Source organism: Dialister succinatiphilus YIT 11850 (assembly GCF_000242435.1).
Classification (GTDB): Bacteria; Bacillota; Negativicutes; order Veillonellales; family Dialisteraceae; genus Dialister; species Dialister succinatiphilus.
Genome location: NZ_JH591187.1, coordinates 481,583 through 503,717 on the forward strand (window position 1 = coordinate 481,583; position 22,135 = coordinate 503,717).

19 protein-coding genes are annotated in these 22,135 nt (G+C 49.8%); 16 read left to right on the plus strand and 3 right to left on the minus strand.

The features are described 5' to 3' along the window. The 7 genes from HMPREF9453_RS12225 to HMPREF9453_RS02025 all read left to right on the plus strand — a co-directional run. Positions 1-1,353: YadA-like family protein (locus HMPREF9453_RS12225; protein WP_008858892.1), on the plus strand; the 1,353-nt coding region annotated here is incomplete at its 5' end. A gap of 1,004 nt (positions 1,354-2,357) precedes the next feature. Continuing rightward, a complete protein-coding gene (locus HMPREF9453_RS02000) occupies positions 2,358-4,082 on the plus strand; it encodes a proline--tRNA ligase (RefSeq protein ID WP_008858894.1) in 1,725 nt (574 codons plus the stop codon). A gap of 32 nt (positions 4,083-4,114) precedes the next feature. Next, positions 4,115-4,402: a chorismate mutase gene (locus HMPREF9453_RS02005; protein WP_008858895.1), complete on the plus strand. Its 288-nt coding sequence runs from the start codon at positions 4,115-4,117 to the stop codon at positions 4,400-4,402. Continuing rightward, positions 4,399-6,531 carry an SF1B family DNA helicase RecD2 gene (recD2, locus tag HMPREF9453_RS02010; RefSeq protein WP_008858896.1) on the plus strand — a complete coding sequence of 711 codons (2,133 nt, stop codon included), beginning with the start codon at positions 4,399-4,401 and terminating at the stop codon, positions 6,529-6,531. Before HMPREF9453_RS02005 ends, recD2 begins: the two co-directional genes overlap by 4 nt. Next, positions 6,528-7,178: a ComF family protein gene (locus HMPREF9453_RS02015; RefSeq protein WP_008858897.1), complete on the plus strand. Its 651-nt coding sequence runs from the start codon at positions 6,528-6,530 to the stop codon at positions 7,176-7,178. The genes recD2 and HMPREF9453_RS02015 overlap by 4 nt, the downstream gene beginning before the upstream one ends. A gap of 43 nt (positions 7,179-7,221) precedes the next feature. After that, positions 7,222-8,388, plus strand: a complete 1,167-nt coding sequence (locus HMPREF9453_RS11000) for a hypothetical protein (RefSeq protein ID WP_187368033.1) — start codon at positions 7,222-7,224, stop codon at positions 8,386-8,388. Between the two features lie 15 nt (positions 8,389-8,403). After that, on the plus strand, positions 8,404-9,786 hold the full coding sequence (locus HMPREF9453_RS02025) for a glycosyl hydrolase family 18 protein (protein WP_008858899.1): 1,383 nt from the start codon (positions 8,404-8,406) through the stop codon (positions 9,784-9,786). 26 nt (positions 9,787-9,812) lie between these two features. Here HMPREF9453_RS02025 and HMPREF9453_RS02030 read toward each other — a convergent pair whose 3' ends face one another. The 3 genes from HMPREF9453_RS02030 to HMPREF9453_RS02040 all read right to left on the minus strand — a co-directional run bounded on the left by HMPREF9453_RS02030 (position 9,813) and on the right by HMPREF9453_RS02040 (position 12,587). Beyond that, positions 9,813-10,436 carry an HD-GYP domain-containing protein gene (locus HMPREF9453_RS02030; protein ID WP_008858900.1) on the minus strand — a complete coding sequence of 208 codons (624 nt, stop codon included), beginning with the start codon at positions 10,434-10,436 and terminating at the stop codon, positions 9,813-9,815. A gap of 136 nt (positions 10,437-10,572) precedes the next feature. Then, positions 10,573-10,827, minus strand: coding sequence for a GNAT family N-acetyltransferase (locus HMPREF9453_RS02035; protein ID WP_008858901.1), 255 nt, complete (start codon positions 10,825-10,827; stop codon positions 10,573-10,575). A gap of 512 nt (positions 10,828-11,339) precedes the next feature. Continuing rightward, positions 11,340-12,587, minus strand: a complete 1,248-nt coding sequence (locus HMPREF9453_RS02040) for an IS256 family transposase (RefSeq protein ID WP_008858902.1) — start codon at positions 12,585-12,587, stop codon at positions 11,340-11,342. A 676-nt stretch (positions 12,588-13,263) separates the two neighbouring features. On the opposite strand from HMPREF9453_RS02040, the gene HMPREF9453_RS02045 reads away from it, so the two are divergent. The 9 genes from HMPREF9453_RS02045 to HMPREF9453_RS02090 all read left to right on the plus strand — a co-directional run. After that, complete coding sequence (locus HMPREF9453_RS02045) at positions 13,264-13,965, plus strand: MBL fold metallo-hydrolase (protein WP_008858903.1); 702 nt, start codon at positions 13,264-13,266, stop codon at positions 13,963-13,965. Then, positions 13,962-14,267, plus strand: a complete 306-nt coding sequence (locus tag HMPREF9453_RS02050; protein ID WP_008858904.1) for a hypothetical protein — start codon at positions 13,962-13,964, stop codon at positions 14,265-14,267. Before HMPREF9453_RS02045 ends, HMPREF9453_RS02050 begins: the two co-directional genes overlap by 4 nt. 326 nt (positions 14,268-14,593) lie before the next feature. Continuing rightward, on the plus strand, positions 14,594-16,228 hold the full coding sequence (gene rny, locus HMPREF9453_RS02060; protein ID WP_083827229.1) for a ribonuclease Y: 1,635 nt from the start codon (positions 14,594-14,596) through the stop codon (positions 16,226-16,228). Between the two features lie 432 nt (positions 16,229-16,660). Then, positions 16,661-17,845 (plus strand): S1C family serine protease, encoded by a 1,185-nt coding sequence (locus tag HMPREF9453_RS02065; protein WP_008858907.1) that lies wholly within the window; start codon positions 16,661-16,663, stop codon positions 17,843-17,845. Further along, positions 17,846-18,325, plus strand: a complete 480-nt coding sequence (gene rlmH, locus HMPREF9453_RS02070) for a 23S rRNA (pseudouridine(1915)-N(3))-methyltransferase RlmH (RefSeq protein ID WP_008858908.1) — start codon at positions 17,846-17,848, stop codon at positions 18,323-18,325. A 284-nt stretch (positions 18,326-18,609) separates the two neighbouring features. Beyond that, positions 18,610-19,149 carry a CBS domain-containing protein gene (locus HMPREF9453_RS02075; protein ID WP_008858909.1) on the plus strand — a complete coding sequence of 180 codons (540 nt, stop codon included), beginning with the start codon at positions 18,610-18,612 and terminating at the stop codon, positions 19,147-19,149. A 128-nt stretch (positions 19,150-19,277) separates the two neighbouring features. Next, positions 19,278-20,624, plus strand: a complete 1,347-nt coding sequence (locus tag HMPREF9453_RS02080; RefSeq protein WP_008858910.1) for a TrkH family potassium uptake protein — start codon at positions 19,278-19,280, stop codon at positions 20,622-20,624. An 11-nt stretch (positions 20,625-20,635) separates the two neighbouring features. Beyond that, positions 20,636-21,298 carry a potassium channel family protein gene (locus HMPREF9453_RS02085; protein WP_008858911.1) on the plus strand — a complete coding sequence of 221 codons (663 nt, stop codon included), beginning with the start codon at positions 20,636-20,638 and terminating at the stop codon, positions 21,296-21,298. Between the two features lie 202 nt (positions 21,299-21,500). Beyond that, on the plus strand, positions 21,501-22,135 hold a 635-nt coding region (locus tag HMPREF9453_RS02090; protein WP_008858912.1), incomplete at its 3' end, for a UPF0236 family transposase-like protein.

Here is a 22,135-nt window from a genome sequence, read left to right on the forward strand (position 1 = left end):
ACCGAGAAATACAGCAGCCAGGCAACCACCGTGGATGGCGACCAGAGCACTAACGTGGGCGGCAATCAGACCCATGTGGTAACAGGCAACCAGACCAATACCATCAGCGGCAGCAAGACGGAAAGCGTCAAAGGAGCTGTGTCGGAAACCTATGGCAGCCAGAACACAAAAGTCAATGGCGATCAGAGCACGACAGTGACCGGCAAGCAGACCAACAGCATTACCGGCGACCAGGTCAACACCATTGGCGGTAAGCAGACTACCACCGTCACCGGCGACAGCAGCCTGAGTGCCAAGAACATCACCAACACAGCTTCCGAAAAGATTACCAACCAGATTGGCAATGGCTCTGCAGTGAAGAGTGAAATGACTGCCAATGGCATCACCAATACTGCGAAAGAAGGCACCATTTACAACAAGTCGAAAGATATCCTGAACGAAGCTTCCGGCGATATCATCAACTGGGCAGATGGTGAAATCGGAAACGTTGCCACCAAGATTACCAATATCACCGGTGACAACACCGTAACCAGTGATACCAATGGCACCACCTTTGAAAACAAGGCACACAACACTGCCGTTAAAGAAGGAACTGTCACAAAGACCACCATTTCTGGCAACACGATTGAAACGGGTCAGGCTACAATGGATTATGCCGATGTAACGAAAGACCTGAGCGTTGGTGGCAATGCGACTGTTGAAAATGACCTCACTGTCAAAGGAGCCTCTGAATTTGTCGGTAGAGCAGATTTCAGATATGACGTTTACGTGGATAACAATCTTACCGTAGCAAAAGAAACAAGAACCGACACCCTTTACGTAGATCATGACGGTTATGTAGGCGGCAATCTCAATGTAGATGGCAATATCGAAACCCATGATGCCGTACTTTCTGCAGACAGCCGTCAGGTTGTCACCGGCAGGCAGCTCTATCAGACCAATGAAAGAGTGGACAGGCTGGATAACCGCATCAAGAAAGTAGGCGCCAATGCAGCAGCCCTGGCGGCCCTCCGCCCCGGCGACTTCAACCCTGATGACAAGTTCAGCATCGCCGCAGGCTTCGGCTCTTACCGTAACGCCAATGCCGCAGCCCTTGGCCTCTTCTACCGGCCCAATGAAAACGTACTCCTCTCCCTGGGCACCTCCTTCGGTGACGGAGAAAATATGGTGAACGCAGGAGTGAGCGTGAAATTTGGCAGAGGCAAATCCATGGCGGAAAGAAGAAAAGAAATGGCTGACGAAGTCTCCTCCATGAGAGATGAAATGAGAAGCCAGGATGAAAGAATTGCAGAACTGGAAGAAATGCTGAAAAAACAGAGCGAACTCATCGAAAAACTCAGCAAGGAATCCTGAGAAAGTCTATCATAACAGCTGCCATTCCCTCCGGTAACTGATTAAGATAGCAGAAAGACCCGGCTCCGGCCGGGTCTTTTTGTTTGACAAGCTTCCTGCAGGCATGAGAATTCAGGCGCCATTTGGACAAGCCCCTATGGGGCTTGAGGGTTCAGGCGCCTCTCGGCGCCCGGGTTCTATCGTTCGTGTGCTACGCACCGAACGATGGGTTCGGCCCACAGAGCGGGCTGGTTCAGAGGGGAGTTTTATATGCCGCTGCCTGGGGCAGCGAAAACCGTACAACCGCCCTGACGGGCGAGGAAATGCACCCCTTTTGGTGGCTGGCGCCACCACCTTCCCCCCGGCGGGGGGACTTTATTCTTCGCTATGCGTTAGCTTTATTCTGCCCCCGCTTGCGGGGGAAGTCCGGCGCAGCCGGATAGGGGGAGGCGAGCGTAGCGAGCCAATCCGCAGAATGCTTGTCATGTCATATGATACTGAAAGTAAATCCCGTAACGTTCTTGCGTCCCCTTTAGGGGAAGAGGGCCACGAAGTGGCGAAGGGTGTGCAAGCGAACTGGATTCATAGGGGAGAGAAGCGACCCGCGAATCCAGTGAGACGCCATCCAGCGAAGTCGGTGTGGACGGTGGTAAGAATGATTATGACACTCGAGGTGGACGTGACCGCCGAAAGGCGGCATTATAATACTCATCGCCCGATAGGGCGATACCACAACCCTCGGGCCCAAAGGCCCCGTCAAACTTAAGAACCCTTGGGCCGAAGGCCCATCCATCTTAAGAACCTTTCCCTTCACAACCCTTCTACACAACCTGCCGCCGTCAGGCGGCCACAACCCTCGGGGCACAGCCCCGTCAACCCTCACGCCGCAGGCGTGTCAATGTCCAAGAACACAACTTTTCTCCCATAGCCTTTCCAAAGCGTGGTATAATAAAAAAGCATATAACGAAAAATTTTCGGTATGAAAATCGTTCCGGCATGCCGGGACAGTTACAGGGGGAGATATTTTGTTAGCATCCAGATTATACAGTCCTACTTTACGCGAATTACCGGCTGATGCCGTGGTGGTAAGCCATCAGTACATGCTGAAGGCCGGTATGATGAGGAAGATTGGAAACGGGATTTATTCCTTCCTTCCTTTGGCATGGCGTTCTATTCAGAAGGTGGAGAAGATTATTCGCGAGGAAATCAATAAGACCGGCGCCCAGGAAATCATGATGCCTATTGTGCAGCCGGCGGAGCTGTGGCAGAAGACAGGCCGCTGGGATGTGTTCGGACCGGAGATGTTCAAGCTGAAGGACCGGAATGACCGGGAATACTGCCTGGGCCCCACTCATGAAGAGCTGGTGACTTCCCTGATTCAGATGGACACCACTTCCTACAAGCAGCTTCCCGTTTCTGTGTACCAGATCCAGAATAAGTACAGAGATGAGAAGCGTCCCCGCTTCGGTCTTATGAGAAGCCGCGAATTCATTATGAAGGATGGATACACTTTTGATGCCGATGAGGAAGGGCTGGATAAGCAGTACAAGCTCATGTATGATGCCTATACCCGTATTTTCACCCGCTGCGGTCTGACTTTCCGTCCGGTGATTGCGGATTCCGGTGCCATCGGCGGCAGCGGTTCCCATGAGTTTGAAGTGCTGGCTGATTCCGGAGAGGCGGATATTGTATACTGCGAGAACTGTGATTTCGCAGCAAATATCGAAGCTGTGGATCCCCTCACTGTGAAGTGCGATATCCATAATGACAAGGAAAAAGAACTGGTGGAAACACCAGGTCAGCATACCATTGAAATGGTGTGCGATTTCCTCCATGCCCCGGTTGCCCAGTCCGTGAAGGCTGTGGTGTACAATGTGGACGGTCTGGTGGTACTGGCCATGGTTCGCGGCGATCACGAAGTGAATGAAACGAAGATCCAGCATATTTACAATGCTATCAATGTGGACATGGCTTCCGATGAGGATTTGAAGAAGGTGGGCCTCACCGCCGGTTATATCAGCCCCATTGGCCTGAAGCGGACGAAGGACTTTGATATCCTGGTGGATCCTACAGTGATGGAAATGCAGGATGCCTGCTGCGGCGCTAATGAAAAGGATAAGCATTACATCCATGTGAACCCGGCTCGCGATTTCACCGATGTCCGTGTGGAAACGATCCGCCAGATTCAGGAAGGGGATGTATGCCCTCACTGCGGCGGCAAGATCGTCCGCTGCCGGGGAATCGAAGTAGGCCAGGTGTTCAAGCTGGGCACCAAGTACAGTGAAGCCCTCCATGCTACGTTCCTGGACAACCAGGGGAAATCCCATCCTTTCGTTATGGGCTGCTACGGCATCGGCGTCACAAGGACCGTGGCTGCGTCCATCGAACAGAACCATGATGATGACGGCATTATCTGGCCGGTAGCTATTGCGCCCTATGAAGCAGTCATCGTTCCGGCCAACAACAAGTCCGAAGAAGTGATGGCAGCAGCCAGAAAGCTCTATGAGGACATGGAAGACAGCAGGGATGAAGTGGTGCTGGATGACCGGAACGAAAGGGCAGGCATCAAGTTCAAGGATGCAGACCTCATCGGCTATCCGGTACGGGTGACCATCGGTAAGAAATGGCAGCAGTCCGGCTGCGTGGAAATCAAAATCCGCCGTTCCGGTGAAGTGGTGGAAGTGCCTCTGGAAGAAGCAAAGGACAAGGTTCTGGAAATTCTGAAGACCCTTCACGCCAATAATCAGTAAATCCCATTTCTTCCTGAGGGGAGTGGACTGTTATGGAAGATAAAGAATTAGCGGATTTAAGAAATTCCGTCAGGACCATAGACAAGGAACTGGCCGCCCTTTTTGAAAAGCGGCTGGCCCTTTCAAGAAGTATTGCCCAGTGCAAAATCAAGGCGGAAATCCCTGTATTTGATGGCAAAAGGGAAGAAAAGAACATCGAGGAGGTCTCCCGGCTTATAGAAGATATGTCTGCCCGGCCTGATTTCGTCCGCTGGTACCAGATGCTCATGGATATCAGTAAAAAAGTGCAGAATCGTTTCATCAGGGGAGAAGAAAAATGACAGAAGAGCTGCGGGGCACCGTAAGGAAAATCATATTTTCCAGCGATGACGGCAGATTCTGCGTATTCCTCCTGGAAGATAAAGAGAGTAGGAAAATCATGACTGCCGCATACCGGGGCCCGGCCCCCTATGTGGGTCAGCCGGTGCTGCTTCGGGGATGTTGGGAACGGCATCCCCGTTTTGGCATGCAGTTCAAGTGCAGCAGTCTGGAAAATGTGAAGCCTGAGGAATCGGAGGAAATCAAGCAGTTCCTGGCCTCCGGGCTCATAGAAGGCATCGGTCCGTCCATGGCAGGAAAAATTGTGGATCGTTTCGGCAGAAAAACCATGGGGGTCTTTGAAAAACATATTGATGATTTAAGAAAGGTGCCGGGCATCGGGAAAAAGACGCTGGAGAAGATAAAGAATTCCTATGAGCAGATCCGGGAAGAACAGTCTCTCATCATGTTTCTGCAGTCCCTGGGGATTTCCGAACGGTTTGCTTCGGATATCCACAAGAAATACGGCGATGAAACGGAAGAGGTGCTGACCCATGACCCTTATCGCATGGTGCGGGACATACCGGGACTTGGGTTTCAGGAAGTAGACCGGATAGCCCTTGCCAGGGGCATAGCTCCCGATGATTCGGACCGTGTGGTGCATGGCATAGAGTATATGATTTCCCGGGCCCTCATGCAGGGCCATGCCTGTGCACCGGAAACTTCTGTTTTCAGGAATGCCTCCCTCACCCTGGAGGTGACGGAAGATATCGTGGCGGCTGCAGGGAAAGAGGCCATTGATAGCGAATACATTCCTTCGGTGCTCTGGGAAGAAAAGCGATACCTTTACCTCCCGTCCCTTTACGAGGCGGAAACTGAATCGGCCCGCCGCATCCGGGCTATGATGGACGCAAGTCCCCTGGGTTCCTCGAAGCTGGCTGTTGAAAAATTTGAAAGAGAAAACCATCTGACTCTGGCGGAAAAGCAGAAGGAAGCGGTGCAGAAGGCACTGGAATCGGGGGTACTGGTTATCACCGGCGGCCCTGGTACAGGAAAAACCACCCTGGTACAGGCTATTATTGCTGCTGCCCGCCAGTTTGAACTGAAGGTGCGCCTCATGGCGCCTACCGGCCGTGCAGCCAAAAGGCTTTCCCTTTCCAGCGGCGTGGAGGCGGATACCATCCACAAAGCATTGGAAGCAGAGCTTCATGACAGCGGTAGAACTTTTTTCAACAGGAATGAGTCCGATCCCCTGAAGGAAGATCTGGTTATCGTAGATGAGGCGTCCATGATGGATATTTCCCTGTTCTACCATCTACTCTGCGCATTGAAGGAAGGGGCAAGGCTTATCCTGGTGGGGGATATAGACCAGCTGCCGCCGGTGGGGCCGGGTTCGCCGCTGAAGGATCTTATCGAATGGGGAGAAGTTCCGGTGGTACGGCTGGAGCATATTTTCCGTCAGAAAGAAGGAAGCGGCATTATCGACAACGCCGCCCGCATCCGGGAAGGGGAACTCTGCTATCCCGATGAACAAGGTGAATTTTCCATTTACTATGCCTCTTCAGAAATGGATGCGTTCGGCGCGGTGATGAACCTCTGCCGTCAGCTGGATTACGGAAGTGAAAAGAAGAAAATGTCTATGCAGGTCCTTTCACCCATGTACCGGGGCACCTGCGGCGTGGACCATCTGAACCATGCTATTCAGGAGCTGGTCCACGGTCATCCGCTGGAGGGCGGTGCCCATTTTCTCCCCGGCGATAAGGTCATGCAGAAACGGAACGACTATGAAAAAGGGGTGTACAACGGGGATCTGGGTATTGTGTGGGCTGTGGACAAGAATAAGATTTTCGTGCGTTTTGATGGCAGAGAAGTGGTTTATGAAGGAGAAGACAGAAACAGCATTCAGCTGGCCTATGCCGCCACGGTACATAAAAGCCAGGGCAGTGAATATGACACAGTGATTCTGGTGCTTCTTCCCACCCAGAGTATCATGCTGAAACGGAACCTGATCTATACCGGCGTCACCAGGGCGCGGAAGAGGACCATCCTTATTTCCACGGAAGACGCCATTGCCCGGGCGGTGAGCCGGCAGGACACCGCCAGCCGCTACAGCCTCTTTCTGCCTCTTCTGAAAGGGGAGGCAAAGGAATGAAACTTTTTCACGACCTGGCAGACATTTTTTATCCCACCACCTGTCCCGGCTGCGGGAAGGTGGTGGAAAGGGACAGAGGCTGGTGTGAGGATTGTTTGAAAAGGGTATGGAACCCCAGACTTTTAAACTCTTCCCACACCGACCATCTCCATGGCTGCTACACCCTCTGCAACTACGAGGGAGCGGTGCGAAAAATCATTATCCAGCTGAAATACGGAGGACGGATAGACAGAAAAAAGGCCTTCCCGCCCCTTCTTTCCCGATTTCCCTACTGGGACAGGCTTACCTTTTGCAGCCTGGTCATTCCGGTGCCTCTATCTCAAAAGAAATGGGACAGCCGGGGATATAACCAGGTGGATATGATGTTTGAAGAGTGGATGGAAAAGGCAGGAAAGAAATACCTGCCAAGGGGCCTTGTACGCTTCCGCGCCGCTGAAACCCAGTCTCTCCTCTCCCGAAGTGAAAGATATGACAACATTAAAGGCATATTTCATATCAATAGAAATGTTGACGTTAGGGGGAAATATATCCTTCTGGTAGACGATGTCTACACCACCGGTGCCACCATGGAATCCGCCGCCCATGAGCTGAAAAGGGCAGGGGCCGCTTCAGTGACCGGCCTTACCATAGCCAGTGGAGCCATGTGAAGAAAGAAAGGACTAACCTATGCAAATAAAAAACAGCACAGCCTTGAAGGAAAGAGTTCTGGATCTTTGGAAGACCTATCTTCTTTCCGTGTCGGCCCAGGACATACTTCTTGGCGAGGTGTCGGATCATCTCTATGTAGGAGACGTGGATTTCAGAAGCCTTGCTGCCAGGGGAGAGAAAGCGCCCGTTTCTTCCTATGTGGATATCGGATTTTCCGACGATATTGGCGAAATGGCTTATGAGCTGGCCCAGGGGGGAGAAGACATGAGACCCTATTCGGAGCTTTCCCTTTTCATGAAGGAAGAGGAAATAGGGGATGCCCTCTATGATTATCTTTCCTCCCATATTACCATGCACAAAGCTTCTGATATTCTGGATAATCCCTACTATCGGCAGGTAAAGGTCAGGGGAAAGACCAGGGAGGGCCATATTACCCTGACTGTGAATGATTACCTGCCGGGAGAGCTGATTCAGACCTGGCACGAGGGATTCCAAAAGGAGGATCCCTTTGCCTACGGTAAAGCCGCCTTCTTTGACAGCCGGGTGGTATTTCCGGTGCTTCTGGAAAACGGCGGCGTCTGGATGAGCGTGGTTTTAAGTGAAATCGAATCCATGAAGGAGCCTTTGGAAAAGGCGAAGGGAAAGGTCATCACCTATGGCCTTGGTCTTGGCTACTACACCTTCATGGCATCTGAAAAGGAAGATGTGGAATCGGTGACGGTGGTGGAGCTCAATCCGCACATGATTGCCCTCTTTAAGAAAGAACTGCTGCCTCAGTTTCCTCATAAGGAAAAGGTGCACATCGTAGAAGGAAACGCTTTGACCTATATCATGGCCCAGGAAGACGGTGCCTTCGACTATGGCTTCAGCGACTTCTGGGGCGGCCTGTCTGACGGCCTTCCTTTGTATCTTTCCTTTGCCAAAGGCTGTGCCCGCTTCCGTCACACTGCCCATGACTACTGGATAGAAAATACCTTCATTGATTATTATTTCCGTCCGGCTGTCATGATTTTTCTTATGGAAAAAGTGCTGGGCCGGAAAGAAAGACCACTGGATCAGGGAAAGAAGGCTTCCGGAATTCTGAGGAAATTCATTTCTTTTCTGGAAAAGGAACCTTTCACGTTAGAGAAGGAAGATGATATATACCATCTGCTGGACACGAAGACCCTGGTCAGGGTTGTCAGAAAATTTGCAGCATCCTGCTTGTAATGAAAGGGGAAAACATTGCTTAGAAAATTAACAGCAGCCGTCCTCCTGGCCCTGGTTTTTCCGGCGGCAGTCATGGCCGATGGCCCGGTGCCTGTCAAAATGAAGGGCAGCGATTTCAAAAATTTCAACGCCTATGAAGTGGATGGCACCTTGTATACGGCGCCGGTGGTTCTTACCAAAGGGGGAAAGTGGAAGCTTTCCTGGGAGAAGGATAAACTTTATGTAGAACTCACTCCGGCGGCCATGAAAAAAGAAGAAAAGGTGGAAATTCCCTATAAGGAACTGGAGGGAAACAGGTATGTGGATTTTTCCTTCTTCAGCAGGGAAGCAGGCCTTTCCTATACCTATAAGCCGGGGAAAAAAGAACTGACCATCAAAAAGGTGAAGGACAAGAAGGTAAAAGAAACGAAAAAGGAGGCCCCTGAAAGGCCTCTGGTTCTCTGGGACATCAACTACTCCTTCCGCAGCGAAAATTCCGATTTTTCATCCCTTTCCGGAACCCCGATCCTTTCGCCCACCATGGGAAGCTATAAGGACGTGGAAGAAAATAGATACAGCTGGAACTTTGACTACCTCAAAAGGGCCCGGCAGGCAGATATGAAGGTGATGCCCCTCATTCACAATGATTTCGACGTCAAAACAACTTCCCTTTTCATGCATAACCGGCAGAAACAGGAAGAATTCATTTCCCGCATGGCTGCCCTCTCTGAAGTATACGGCCTTTACGGGTATAATGTGGATTTTGAAAATATGGACCCCAAAGACAAGGACCTTTTCACAGAATTCATGAAAAATCTGGCTCTTCCCCTTCATGAATCAGGAAAGAAGCTCACTGTGGACATTACGGTTTACAACGCCGGCTCTCCTACCTGGAGTCTCTGCTACGACCGGGAGAAACTCTCTGAATTCTGCGACTATGAAATCATTATGGGCTACGATGAAACCCCCAGAACCAGTCCCTACGCCGGATCTGTCTCCTCCTACGGCTGGCTGGATAAAAACATACAAAAACTGATCACCATGGTTCCCCCGGAAAAGCTGGTCCTGGGCCTTCCTTTGTATACAAGAATCTACGAAGGAAATCCGGGATACATGAAATCCAGGGTTCTTGCCATGAAGGACCAGGAGGCTCTCATAAACCGGCATGGCCTCAAACCTGTCTGGCAGCCCGATGCCCGCCAGTACACCCTCACCTGGAGACAGGGGGGAATTCTTCATCGGACCTACCTGGAAGAAGAACATTCCATGAGAGCCAAGGCAGCATTGGAAAAAGAATATCACCTTGCCGGTCTTGCTTTCTGGAGATACGGCTTTGAGAAGAAGGGGATATTTGAGGAAATAGGGAAAGAAGCAAAAGAAGCTGAGAAATACACGCTCCCGGGGCGTGTCAGACAATAAAAAAGCGCCTGCTTTGGCAGGCGTTTTTATGTGGGAATCGTATTGCTGTGGAAGAGCACTTTCAGGAAGGCCGATACCACTTCGGGGTCAAAGAGGATGCCGGAGCCGGTCATGATATCCCGGGATATTTCATTCATGTCCTTTGTTTTGAAGTCCGGGGAGGAGTACACCATGTCATCGTAGTAGCTGGCTACGGAAATGATTCTGGCTCCCAGGGGGATATTTACATTCTTCAAATGCTTCGGATATCCCGTGCCGTCCCATCGTTCGTGGTGGCAGCGGATATAAGGGAGAAGGTCCTGACAGCCCGGCACCGATTCCAGCATGTTGGCCCCAAGCTCCGGATGCTTTTTATAGAGGGAAAGTTCTCTTCTGGAAAGATAGGGGACCTTGGTCAGAATGTGATTGGGAATGGTCAAAAGTCCGATATCGTGAAGGAGACCGGCATAGCGGATCAGAGTGATTTCATTGGCCGGAAGTCTCATGTAGACGGCAGTGGCGCCGGCATAGTTGGCGACCCTTACGGAGTGGTCATAGAGTTCTTTTGATTTTAAACGAAGGAGTTCAATAAAATGGGTGGTTATCATATCGAGTGTATTCTGCGTTTCCCTGAAAGTATCGGGGCTTTGGAAAAGTGATGAGCTGTACATAGTTTTTTCCGTTCCAGGGAAGCAAGGATTTTGGATTTGATTTGGTTTTTATGAAATCAATTCCAGAAATCGATGCTTCCTTATCTGTCATTAAAAAAGCAGCCTTTGGAAGGCTGCTTAAGAATGTCTAAAGAGCCTAAGTCGTGATTTTATTTCGTTTCATCCAGGCTGTCATGTAGGAGCAGTCTGATTTGACAGGGTGGCGGTTTTCAGAAGCCCAGCGGTAGAAAGCTTCGGCCAGGCTTGCCGCAATACCTCTTCCGCCCAGTGCTTCGGGCACAATCGTATGGATAACGGTTACGGTTCCGTTATCTTCTGTATATTCCAGATAGGCCCGGCCTTCCGGGTAATTGATTTCAAACATATGAGCTTTAGTATCGTGAGTTATCATGGTCCACCTCTTATTATTACAATGATATTTTACATAAACTGGACTCAAAGGTCAAAGGAATGTTTATTTGGGAGTGGGGTTGGGGGGCTGTCGGTTATCGGCTGTCGGCTGTTGGCCTTGGTGGGCGCCCCTAAAAAATAAAGGGCGCCATTATGATAAAACCATACAACCGCCCTTGCGGGCGAGGGAAAAGCGTTCCCCCTTGCCCGCTCCGCGGGACTTTCCCCGCACAGCGGGGTGGCAAGCGAACTTGCTTCGTAGGGGAGTGATAGCGACCTGAGAACCAAGTGAGACGCTTTCCCGTGGAGAAAGGTGGTGCCGTAAGGCACCAAAGGGGGGTGGCAAATTCAGCAGAATGCTTGGCGGGACTCAAGCAGCACATAGCAAGCTCCGCCGCTAACCCTTGTTTCCCCTTGAGGGGAAGGCCCGCGCAGCGGGAAAGGGTGTACGAGAGTAAGAATGAATATGATACTCGATGTGGACGTGACGGGGATGTCAAGAATTTTGTGTTTTTAGATTAACCAATCGTATTTAGCGATTAGTTTGCTCATACGTTCGTCAATCAATAATTGGTTCATAACAGCCGGCCAGTTAAAGACCTTTCCTTTGCCCTTCCATTTGGTGTTCTTGAGCTCAAGGACACGGAGGTAGAGAAGCTTCAGGATGGCCTCGTCATTGGCAAAAGAGCCCTTACGGGTTACCTTTCTGAAACTGGAATTGATGCTTTCTATGGCATTGGTAGTGTACATGACTCTCCGTACATTAGAGCCGTAGTTAAACAGCTGTTCCACGTGCTGGAAGTTGTTTTCCCAGACCGCTATAGCCCCAGGATAGGCTGCCCATTTTCCCTTGAACTTTTCAAACAATCTGCGAGCTTCTGCTACATTGGTAGCCTTGTAGATTTCTTTCAGTTCTTTCAAGAACTCTCTGGATTTGTTCCAGGGAATATACCGCATGGAATTACGGATCAGATGGACAATGCAGCGTTGCACCACTGTGCCAGGGAAGATGGCAGCAGCGCCTTCTTCAAGGCCGCTGACACCATCCATGGAGATGAAACCAATGTCCTGTACTCCCCGGTTCTTGATTTCATCGAAAATCTGCATCCAGGTATGCTTACCTTCCGTTTCGTTGATCCAGATACCAAGGATATCCTTCTCACCATTGATGTCATACCCAAGGATGACGTAGACAGCCTTTTGTTTCAGGGCTCTGTCAGTCTTCATGGGAACATACAGACAGTCGATGAAGAGAAAGGTATAAAAAGGAAACAGTAGACGATTCTGCCACGCATATACTTCGTCCAGGATCCGGTCCGTAATATGGGCAATCTGTTCATGGGAGATGGAGAAACCGTAGATTTCTTCAATGGTCGAAGAGATGTCTCTCTGGCTCATTCCACGGCCATACATCGCAAGGACTTTCCCTTCGATAGAGGAAACATCACGCTGGTATTTTTGGATTAACTGGGGTTCAAAAGTACCTTCCCGATCACGAGGGACTTGGATGGGTACCGTTCCCATGGAGGTCTTCAGGTTCTTCCTGGAATACCCATTTCTCGTATTCTTGGAATCCTCAGGGGTGCTGCCGTTCTTGGGATAGCCTAAATGGTTATCCAATTCACCCTTAAGAGCTGCTTCAAACAATGGTCCAAAGACACTCTTTAAGGCGGACTGCATCTCTTCGACAGTGGTCGGTTTGTAGGTTTCGTAGATTTCCTGCGCAATTTTTTCGCCAGGGGTAGGGGTACGCTTTGCCATGGTAGTAACTCCTTTTCCTCTTTCTCCCCTTAAGTATGAGGCTCCCCTTAAGTATGAGGTATGAAAATATTTTGAGCAAGATTCATTTACACAAAATATTTTACACTACCGGACGTGACCGCCGAAAGGCGGCATTATAATACTCATCGCCCAAAGGGCGATACCACAACCCTCGGGGCCAAAGGCCCCGTCAAACTTACGAACCCTCCGGCCCATAGGGCCGGTCAATCTTAAGAACCCTCCCTCATAACGCTGACTTTATACTTATTGCCGCGCCAGCGGCAATCCACCACCCTCAGCGGCGAAGCCGCTGCCATCCCCTGAGCGAAGCGATGCACAGCGAACACATTTTGCACTATGCGAACTGGATTTGTATGGGAGCATCAGCGACCTGAAAATCCAGTGAGTCAGTGACAGCAGTGGGTGAAGGAGCAAAGCGACGTGCAAAATGTAGTGAGTCGTTTCCCCTCTGGGGACATAACCCTTCTACACAACCTTCGGGGCCAAAGGCCCCGTCAACCTTCCCCGCTGAACCTTCTGAACCGGGGCCGCAGTGCGGCCCCATATGATATAATTATTATACAGCTTCTATAGGAGAGGCACATTCAAGTTAAAATTTATTGGCTGATACAAAAATATATATGAAATGTCAGTTCTTATGATGAGAGGAGAACCTATGAAACCGGTAGATATATATTTCCTTCACCACAGCGGCTTTGTTTTGGAGCTGGAAAAGGTGATTCTTGTTTTTGATTATTATCTGGATCCTTTGAAACGGCTTGAGGAGCGTCTGGAAAAGACGGATAAGCCGGTGTATTTCTTTGTATCTCATGTGCATGGAGATCATTTCAATCGGGCCATCAGGTCTTTTGAAGACCGGGCGTCCGGCTATTTCCTTCACCGTGACTGTTCTCTGGCTTTAGGGAATCAGAGTCTTCTTCATGTGATGGATGTGGGAGATGAGGTGAAGGAAGGATCGCTTACTGTTCATATGTATGGCTCCACTGATGCCGGCGGTTCTTACATGGTGGAAGCGGAGGGACTCCGGATTTTCCACGCCGGGGACTTGAACTGGTGGCACTGGGCCGGTGAAGGGGACGAGGAAAACCGGGAGGCCCGGGACTGGTTTTTCCGGGAACTTTCCTGTATCAGGGAAAAAGAAGTGGATATCGCTTTTCTCCCTGTGGACGCAAGGCAGCAGGTGGCTAGGGAGTGGGGCGTGAAAGCCTATCTCCATCATTTTGCTGCTTCTCTTCTTGTCCCTATGCACGCTTTCGGTCAGCGCTGGGTGCCGTCCTATGAGTTCCGCTGGCTTTTTCCGGACCAGACCATGTGGATTCCGAAAGAAGACGGTGACCATGTAAGGAGGGAATTATGATTTCCATGACCTGGATTTACATCATGCTGCTCATGCTGGCAGGAAGCTTTATCCTGCAGATGGTGCCGCTTCTGATTTATTTTCCGGCTGTGCTTGTTGTCAATATCCTTATTTTTATTATCGCTTTTATCCTCATCCGGCGGGATCCCTATGTGGAAAAGCGGGGTAATATCCTTTTCATGGCAGGCCTTACGGTTATCAATATTCTGACGGACCTTGGCATTCTGTCCTACCTCATGAGCTGGGCTGCTTTCGCGGCACTGGTGGTGTGGTCCATGTTCGGCGGCGGCAGAGGCCATTAGAAGCTGTTTTTATAGCAGTCTATCTTCTTTCCGGCGGTCTCTTCTTGACAATAATTTATAAAAATTTTAGAATAAAAACAGGTGCTGAACCAAGTGAACATTCCTGTTTTGGTATGATTCTGATTATATACAAAGGCTCCTGCAGGGCTCGTCTTCTGCCGCAGGGGCTTTCTCCCTATGGGATAAAAAATATAACATTTTTCATTCATGAGGAAATCCATCTGTTTCAGCCTGGGAAAATTCAATTCTCCATGGCCTGCATGGATTTCCTTTTTTCGTGCTTTAAAAACTGCCATGGGTATCATTTTCCATATCTCCTCAGGGAGATGGTTCGTTTATGTTTTCGTAGTGAACATTATAATAACAGAAAGAGAGAGGTGAATCATTTGACACTGGATGAAGTTTTACTGTATGTCATCGTAGGATGTATCATTGCCGCTGCTGTTGGTGCCGGTGTGGGGTATATGCTCCGCAAGCGCATTGCAGAGGCAAGAATCGGATCTGCAGAAGAAAAGGCCCGGCAGATTGGTGAAGAAGCAAAAAAAATGCTGGATAATGCTTCTCGGGAAGCGGAAACGCTGAAGAAGGAAACCATTGTACAGACCCGTGAAGAAATCCACAAACTTCGTGAAGATGTGGAACAGGAAAACAAACAGCGCCGTGATGAACTGCAGAAGTACGAACAGCGTCTTGTGCAGAAGGAAAATAATCTGGACTGGAGAAGCGGCAACCTGGAACAGCGGGAATCCCAGCTGGACAAAAAGGAAAACCAGGTAAAGGTCCAGAAGGAAAAGCTGAATGGTCTCTATGAACAGCAGCAGAAAAAACTGGAAGAAATTTCCCAGCTTTCCAGCGATCAGGCCAGAGATATGATCCTGTCCAGAGTGGATGAAGAGCTGACCCATGAAAAGGCGGTCCGCATCCGCAGTGCTGTGGAAGAAGCCAAGAATACAGCAGATACCAAGGCCCGGGAAATCATCGCTTCCGCCATTCAGCGGAATGCGGCGGATACGGTTTCCGAAACCACGGTTTCCGTCGTTTCCCTTCCGAATGAAGAAATGAAAGGCCGCATTATCGGCAGGGAAGGCCGTAATATCCGGGCCATTGAAACCCTGACCGGTGTGGATCTGATCATTGATGATACGCCGGAAGCGGTCATTCTTTCCTGCTTCGATCCTATCCGCCGTGAGGTGGCAAGGCTGGCATTGGAAAGCCTTGTGAAGGATGGACGAATCCATCCGGCACGGATTGAAGAAGTGGTGGCCAAGACAAAGAAAGATGTGGATAAGGCTATTCGCGAAGCCGGGGAACAGGCTGTCATGGAGTGCGGTATCCGGGGTATGAATCCGGAACTGGTAAAAATCCTGGGCCGTCTGAAGTACCGGACAAGCTATGGACAGAATGTGCTGCAGCACTGTATTGATACATCCTACTTTGCAGGCATTATGGCCGGCGAAGTGGGGGCCAATGTGGAACTGGCCAAAAGGGCAGGCCTCCTGCACGATATTGGTAAAGCCGTGGACCGTGAACAGGAAGGCACCCATGTGGAACTGGGCGTGGAATTGGCACAGAAATACCATGAACCGCCGGAAGTCATCAATGCCATTGCTTCCCACCACGGAGACACGGAGCCTACCTGCGTAGAATCCGTACTGGTGGCAGCAGCGGATGCCATGTCTGCAGCCCGCCCCGGCGCCCGCCGCGAGACTCTGGAAAACTATATCAAACGGCTCACCAAGCTGGAAGATATTGCCAAGTCCTTCCCCGGCGTGGACAGCTGCTATGCTATCCAGGCAGGCCGTGAGCTTCGGGTCATCGTGAAACCGGAAAAGGTGTCTGAAGATCAGGCGACCATTCTGTCCCATGATATTTCCCGCCGCATTGAAAAGGAACTGCAGTATCCGGGACAGGTAAAAGTGGTGGTTATCCGGGAAACCAGAGCTACCGATTTTGCCAAGTAAGGGAAAAGGGGCTGTGAAATTCTCGTCATTTCGACCGAAGCGAAGCGGAGTGGAGAAATCTCACTCCGAAATGTGGCAAGCCCATGGTGGCAGGAGATCTCTCGGCTCTGTGTTTCATTAGAGCCCAAAATCTTTGCCCCATACCGGCGCGTTCCTCCGCTCGAGATGACGATGCCGGCGGGCAGCTGACTGTCATTTACCGAAAAGGAAGCCATTGAAAAGGGGCCGTGAAGAAATGATTTCCATTTTTTCACAGCCCCTTTTTTTATGGAAATTTTGATGACACAGGCCTGCTTCAATTATGGACGGTTTGTGATATAATGAGTGAACCATATCAACAGGAATTTCAATGAGCCCCTTCTATTCATGAAATGATGGGGCTTTCTGGAATTCCTTGCACATTACTTTCCCGCATGGGACAGGGAGGTTACTATGGATAGAGAAGATTTGGACAGGAAACTGAAAGAAAATGGCGAAGCCATGAAGGAAACATCCCATGGCTCTAAAAGCGGCAGAATGAAGATTGCTGCACTGGCGCTTTCCATGCTCATTATCGGCGGCGCAGGCGGCTGCTACTTTGGCGATTTTGCACTTCCGAAAAAAGGAGGGGCCTCCTCTTCCTACCAGCTCCCCCAGGGAACCAATAAGAAGATGGAAGACCTTCCGGCTGTCCGCAACACAGCGGTGGTACAGGCAGTCAAGGAAGTGGGTCCGGCTATTGTAGGCATTACCACCAGGGTCTATGACCGGGATATGTTTAACCGGCGGGTGGAAGTGGGCCAGAGTGTTGGATCCGGCGTCCTTTTCGACAAGAAAGGATATATTGTCACAAACAACCATGTAGTAGCGGGCAGTAAAGATGTAAATGTGAGCCTTTCCAATGGCAAAACGGTACAGGGAAAAGTGGTAGGAACTGATCCATCTACAGACCTGGCCGTGGTGAAGATCGATGGAAGCGATGATCTGCCGGTGGCATCCTTTGGTGACTCCGATGCCCTGCAGGTAGGGGAGACGGCCATCGCTATCGGCAATCCTCTGGGCCTTGAATTCCAGGGCACCGTCACGGTAGGCGTTATCAGTGCACTGAACAGAAGCCTTGACGACATAGACCAGCGTTTCCGCCTTATCCAGACCGATGCGGCTATTAACCCCGGCAATTCCGGCGGCGCCCTGGTGACTGCCGACGGGAAGGTCGTGGGCATTAACAGTGCCAAAATCGCTAAGGAAGGGGTGGAGGGCATGGGCTTTGCCATTCCTATCAACTCAGCCAAAGGCATTATTCAGCAGCTGATTTCCAGCGGCAAAGTCACAAGGGCATACCTTGGCGTCTATGCCGCAGATAAAGATATTGCCCAGCGCTACGGCTATGACTGGGATCATGATGGCGGCGTTCTTGTCATGAAAGTGGCATCCAGAAGCCCTGTAAGCCTCACCGATATCCGTCCCGGCGACTATATCCTTGCCATCGACGGCCAGTCCATTGATACAGTCAAGGGTATGAGGGACATCCTGGATACCCATAAGCCAGGGGACCGCATTAAGGTGACCTACGAACATAATGGCAGGAAAGTGGATACGGAAGTGCTTCTGGCATCGGCACCGGAGTCTAACCAGTAAATGAAATTTACATTTCTTACCATCGGCAAAATCAAAGAAAAATGGATGCGTCAGGGCATTGATGAATACCTGAAGCGTCTCTCCCCTATAGCAAAGGTGGAAATCCTGTCGCCGGATGAAGAAAAAATGCCGGAAAATCCTTCTCCTGCCTTAAAGGAAAAGGTCATGGAAAAGGAGGGGGAAAAGCTTCTGAAATATCTGAAAGATGAAGATTTTCTTATTCTCCTTGACCTGAAGGGCAAACCGGTGACCTCTGAAGAGCTGGCCCATATTATCCGACAGAAAATGGTATCCGGCACCAGCCATTTCTTCTTCATGATTGGCGGTCCTTATGGCAATGGAGAAAATATCCGGAAAAGGGCCAATCTGAAAATTTCTATCAGCGCCATGACCTTTACTCACCAGATGGCCCGCCTTATTCTGGCGGAGCAGGTGTACCGGGCCATGAAAATCATCCGCCATGAGCCCTATCATCTTTAAGGAAGCACTGATTAATTCATAGAGTTTTCTTTTATAAGAATTTTTATGCACTGTTTCGTCATGGGCTTCCTTAAATAGCTCGCTATTCGCGTCAGCCCATTCCTCGCATTGCATAAAAATTCAAGAATAAAAGCAAACAATGATTTAATCAGCGCTTCCTTAAGGGAAGGCCTTTATGGCAGAAAAGAGGGCTGTTTTTTCTTTCTATTTGCACGTTTTCTTTAAATTCGTTAAAATATAGATAGGAAATATCAGATTTCAAAGCTTTCAAAGGAGGGGTTCCTATGCCATCCAAAACGCTGAAAGTCAAAGATTTTATGACAAAGTATGTGTTTACTGTATCTCCTGATGTGACTGTACACAGGCTGGTCGGTTTATTCATTACCCATCCGGTCAGTGCTATTCCGGTAGTTGGAGATGACAATGAACTTCTGGGCATTGTTTCAGAAGGGGATCTCCTCTATAAGAAAGTGACACCCAAGATTCCTCAGTATGTGGATGTGCTGGGAGGAAATCTGTACTACTGCGGCTTTGGCCGCTATGAAAGGTCTTTCCGGAAGCTCCTTGCTACTACGGCAGCGGAAATCATGACCAAGGATGTGCGATGCGTCACGCCGGAAACGGATATGGAAACGCTCACCAATCTCATGGTGGATGAGCATTTGAAAACGGTGCCGGTGGTGGAAAAGAAGAAGTCCGGCAATCCGGATATCGATGCGCCGGCCCGCCTGGTAGGCATTATTACGAGGCATGATATTCTGGGGGCTATTGCAGCCACCGAAGCGGAAGAACTTTTGAAGAACAGGGAACAGGAAAAGGAATGAATCCGTTATAAAAAACTGCACCCACCGGGTGCAGTTTTTTATTTGCGCCGCACATAGTATAATAAAAGAAGCACTCCGGTTGTCGGGAAGGAAAATCCATTCCTGAAGAGGAGAGGGAGGTATCATAGATGCTGATGCTGGTTGTCCGGTTTTTAAGTAAAATGCATAGGGGAATTCTCATATGCGGCGGCTTTGCGCTGTTCATGCTTCTGGGCGCATTCCTTCTTATGCTGCCTTTTTCCCAGACGGGTACCAGGGATGTTTCTTTTGTGGATGCTCTTTTCATGTCGGTGAGTACAGTGAGTGTCACTGGCATGAGCATGTTTGACCTTCGTTATGATTTCACATTCTTCGGGCAGCTGGTGATTCTTTTCCTCATGCAGGTAGGGGGCCTGGGGATTATGACCATGATGGCCATGGTGAGTATTTATACGGGAAGGAAAATCCGCCTGCAGGAACGGCTCCTTATCCGTGACTCTTTCAATCTGCAGACTCCATCGGGTATGGTTATGCTGGTCCGCAAGATCATCGGTACGACTCTGGCCGTGGAATTTACATCCGGCACTCTGCTGGCGGTGTATCTTTATTTTAAATACGGACCTATCGGCATTTATCTGGGTTACTGGCACGCGGTGTCCGCCTTTACTAACTGCGGCATGGATATCATGGGCAATGATGTGGGATTTGCCGGTATGGCGGCAGACGGCTTTGTAAGTACCGTGGTGGTCATTACCATGTTCCTGGGAGGCGTGGGATTTATTGCGCTGGATGATGTATTAAGGCACCATCGGTGGTGCAGGCTTTCTTTCAACAGCAAATTTATCTTTACCATGGAGGCCATCCTGATTCCCCTGGGGGTGGTGGTCTATTTCCTGCTGGAAGGAAATAATCCGGAAACCATGGGCCATATGGGAACTCTGGAAAAATGGCAGAGTGCCCTTTTCATGTCTGTATCCTCCCGCCTGGCGGGGTTTGTGGTCTTTGATATCCATTCCATGATGAGTTCCACTGTTCTTTTTGTTATGATGTTTATGTTTGTGGGGGCCGCCCCGGTTTCTACAGGCGGCGGCATCCGTACCACCACCATGGGACTTCTCATGCTCTCCCTTTATGCGTGGATTCGGGGGAAACGGGATGTGGTGCTGTTTCATAAACAGGTAGATTCCAAGTGTCTGATGAAGGCGTCCAACGTATTTACACTGGCCATTGTTCTTACTTTCCTCACTGCCTTTTCCGTCTTTGCTCTGGAACCGAAGGATTTCAGTTTTGAAGATGCTCTCTTTGAATCGGTGTCCGCTTTCAGCACCGTGGGGTTCAGCATGGGGCTGACAGGAGAATGGAATACGGCCTGCAAAATCGTTCTGATGATTGCCATGTATATCGGCCGGATCGGTGTGATGACTCTGGCCATTACTTTTGCCAGCCATCACAATAGTTCAGTCAAATATCCGAAAGAAAATGTTGTTATAGGTTAGAGGTTGCCAGTATGGGTCAGAAATTACAGTTCTTTGTAGCCGGTCTTGGCCGGTTTGGAAAAAGCGTGGCTGTTACATTGGAAAAAATGGGCTATGATGTAATGGCTATGGATATTGATGAAGATGTGGTTCAGGATTTGGCCGACACCCTGGGATATGTGGTCTGCGCCGACTGCTCCGATGAGAAGAACCTCTCCGCCATTGGTGCAGGCAATGCGGACGTGGCAGTGGTTTCGGTAGGGGAACTGTCTGCCAGCCTCATGACCACCCTTCTTCTTAAGGAAATGGGAGTCAAGAAAATCGTGGTCAAAGCCCTGGATCCGCTCCATGGCAAAATGCTGCAGAAAATCGGGGCGGACAAAGTCATCTATTCGGAAAAGGAAATGGGGGTCCGGGTGGCTCACAACCTGATTTCTCCTGGTATTGTGGATTATATTGAAATGGAAAACAATATAACCATTCTCTCTATCCATGTACCGGAAGACTGGATAGGGAAAAGTATCCTGGATATTGATATCCGTAAGAAATATAACATTACCGTGGTGGCCATCAAGAGGAAAGGGGAAATGTATGTCAACCCCCATCCGGATATGCAGCTGGCCTCCGATGATATGCTCATCATTTTAGGCGATTCGGAAAGTGTGAAACGGGTCACCGCCAGTCTGGAACAGTAGGGAGACCGGAATGGGGACAGGGATTGTGTTCGGTGGCCTGCCTTTGAGTCACGGGGCTTTGAACTTTCCGCCCCCGCTTACCTTAGTGTAAAATTTTACTCGGTAGGGGAATTTTCCAGAAACAATAAAAGAGGAAAGCCTCCCCTTGAGTGGAAATGTTATAATTTCCGTGCACAAATAAAACAAAGAAAGGGCTTTCCTCATGGATATTATAACAAAAACTGGAGAAATTTGGAGTGAAAATGCAATTGGAGCAGTCATTTCTATCATCAAGGAATCTGATGATTCTATTGAGTCTGAAAGGAAGCTAACTCATTGGCTCACTGAAATGAACTGTCAGCTTATAGCTATGGCCCTGGCGCGTATTGACACTGAGCTGTATCAGATTTACAAGGTACAGGGGTGGCGTGTGGCACGCCGGGACTCTAGGACGATTTGCTGCCGCTATGGAGAGCTGACCTATGCTCGAAGACTTCTGCAGAAAGATGGGAAGAGCTTCTATCCCCTGGACCGTAAAATGGGCTTTGAGCCCAGAAAACACTACAGCTTGGGAATGATTGAGCGGATTGTCGAAGCTGTCGCAATTACCACATCTCGCAGTGCCAGCGAACTCCTGCAAAGCCTGGCAGGGATTACCATCTCCCATCAGTCCGTTATCTCACTCAAGAATTATGCCGGTAAGAAGGCAAAGGCTTACGAAAAAGCATTGGCAGAAGAGGAAAAGGTTGAAAAGCCGACACAGCCGGAAATTATAGCGATTGAAGGAGATGGAATTGTACTCAAGAACAAGGAGAAAGGCGGCGTTTCGGAAGTGCACCGCCTCCAGGTATATGAGGG

Excerpts from the sequence above, each read along its gene's own strand:
- HMPREF9453_RS02005 (WP_008858895.1), top strand. The coding sequence starts at position 4,115 with ATGGAAGATAAAGAATTAGCGGATTTAAGAAATTCCGTCAGGACCATA.
- recD2 (WP_008858896.1), top strand. The coding sequence starts at position 4,399 with ATGACAGAAGAGCTGCGGGGCACCGTAAGGAAAATCATATTTTCCAGC.
- HMPREF9453_RS02015 (WP_008858897.1), top strand. The coding sequence starts at position 6,528 with ATGAAACTTTTTCACGACCTGGCAGACATTTTTTATCCCACCACCTGT.
- HMPREF9453_RS02030 (WP_008858900.1), bottom strand. The coding sequence starts at position 10,436 with ATGTACAGCTCATCACTTTTCCAAAGCCCCGATACTTTCAGGGAAACG.
- HMPREF9453_RS02035 (WP_008858901.1), bottom strand. The coding sequence starts at position 10,827 with ATGATAACTCACGATACTAAAGCTCATATGTTTGAAATCAATTACCCG.
- HMPREF9453_RS02040 (WP_008858902.1), bottom strand. The coding sequence starts at position 12,587 with ATGGCAAAGCGTACCCCTACCCCTGGCGAAAAAATTGCGCAGGAAATC.
- HMPREF9453_RS02045 (WP_008858903.1), top strand. The coding sequence starts at position 13,264 with ATGAAACCGGTAGATATATATTTCCTTCACCACAGCGGCTTTGTTTTG.
- HMPREF9453_RS02050 (WP_008858904.1), top strand. The coding sequence starts at position 13,962 with ATGATTTCCATGACCTGGATTTACATCATGCTGCTCATGCTGGCAGGA.
- rny (WP_083827229.1), top strand. The coding sequence starts at position 14,594 with ATGGTTCGTTTATGTTTTCGTAGTGAACATTATAATAACAGAAAGAGA.
- HMPREF9453_RS02065 (WP_008858907.1), top strand. The coding sequence starts at position 16,661 with ATGGATAGAGAAGATTTGGACAGGAAACTGAAAGAAAATGGCGAAGCC.
- rlmH (WP_008858908.1), top strand. The coding sequence starts at position 17,846 with ATGAAATTTACATTTCTTACCATCGGCAAAATCAAAGAAAAATGGATG.
- HMPREF9453_RS02075 (WP_008858909.1), top strand. The coding sequence starts at position 18,610 with ATGCCATCCAAAACGCTGAAAGTCAAAGATTTTATGACAAAGTATGTG.
- HMPREF9453_RS02080 (WP_008858910.1), top strand. The coding sequence starts at position 19,278 with ATGCTGATGCTGGTTGTCCGGTTTTTAAGTAAAATGCATAGGGGAATT.
- HMPREF9453_RS02085 (WP_008858911.1), top strand. The coding sequence starts at position 20,636 with ATGGGTCAGAAATTACAGTTCTTTGTAGCCGGTCTTGGCCGGTTTGGA.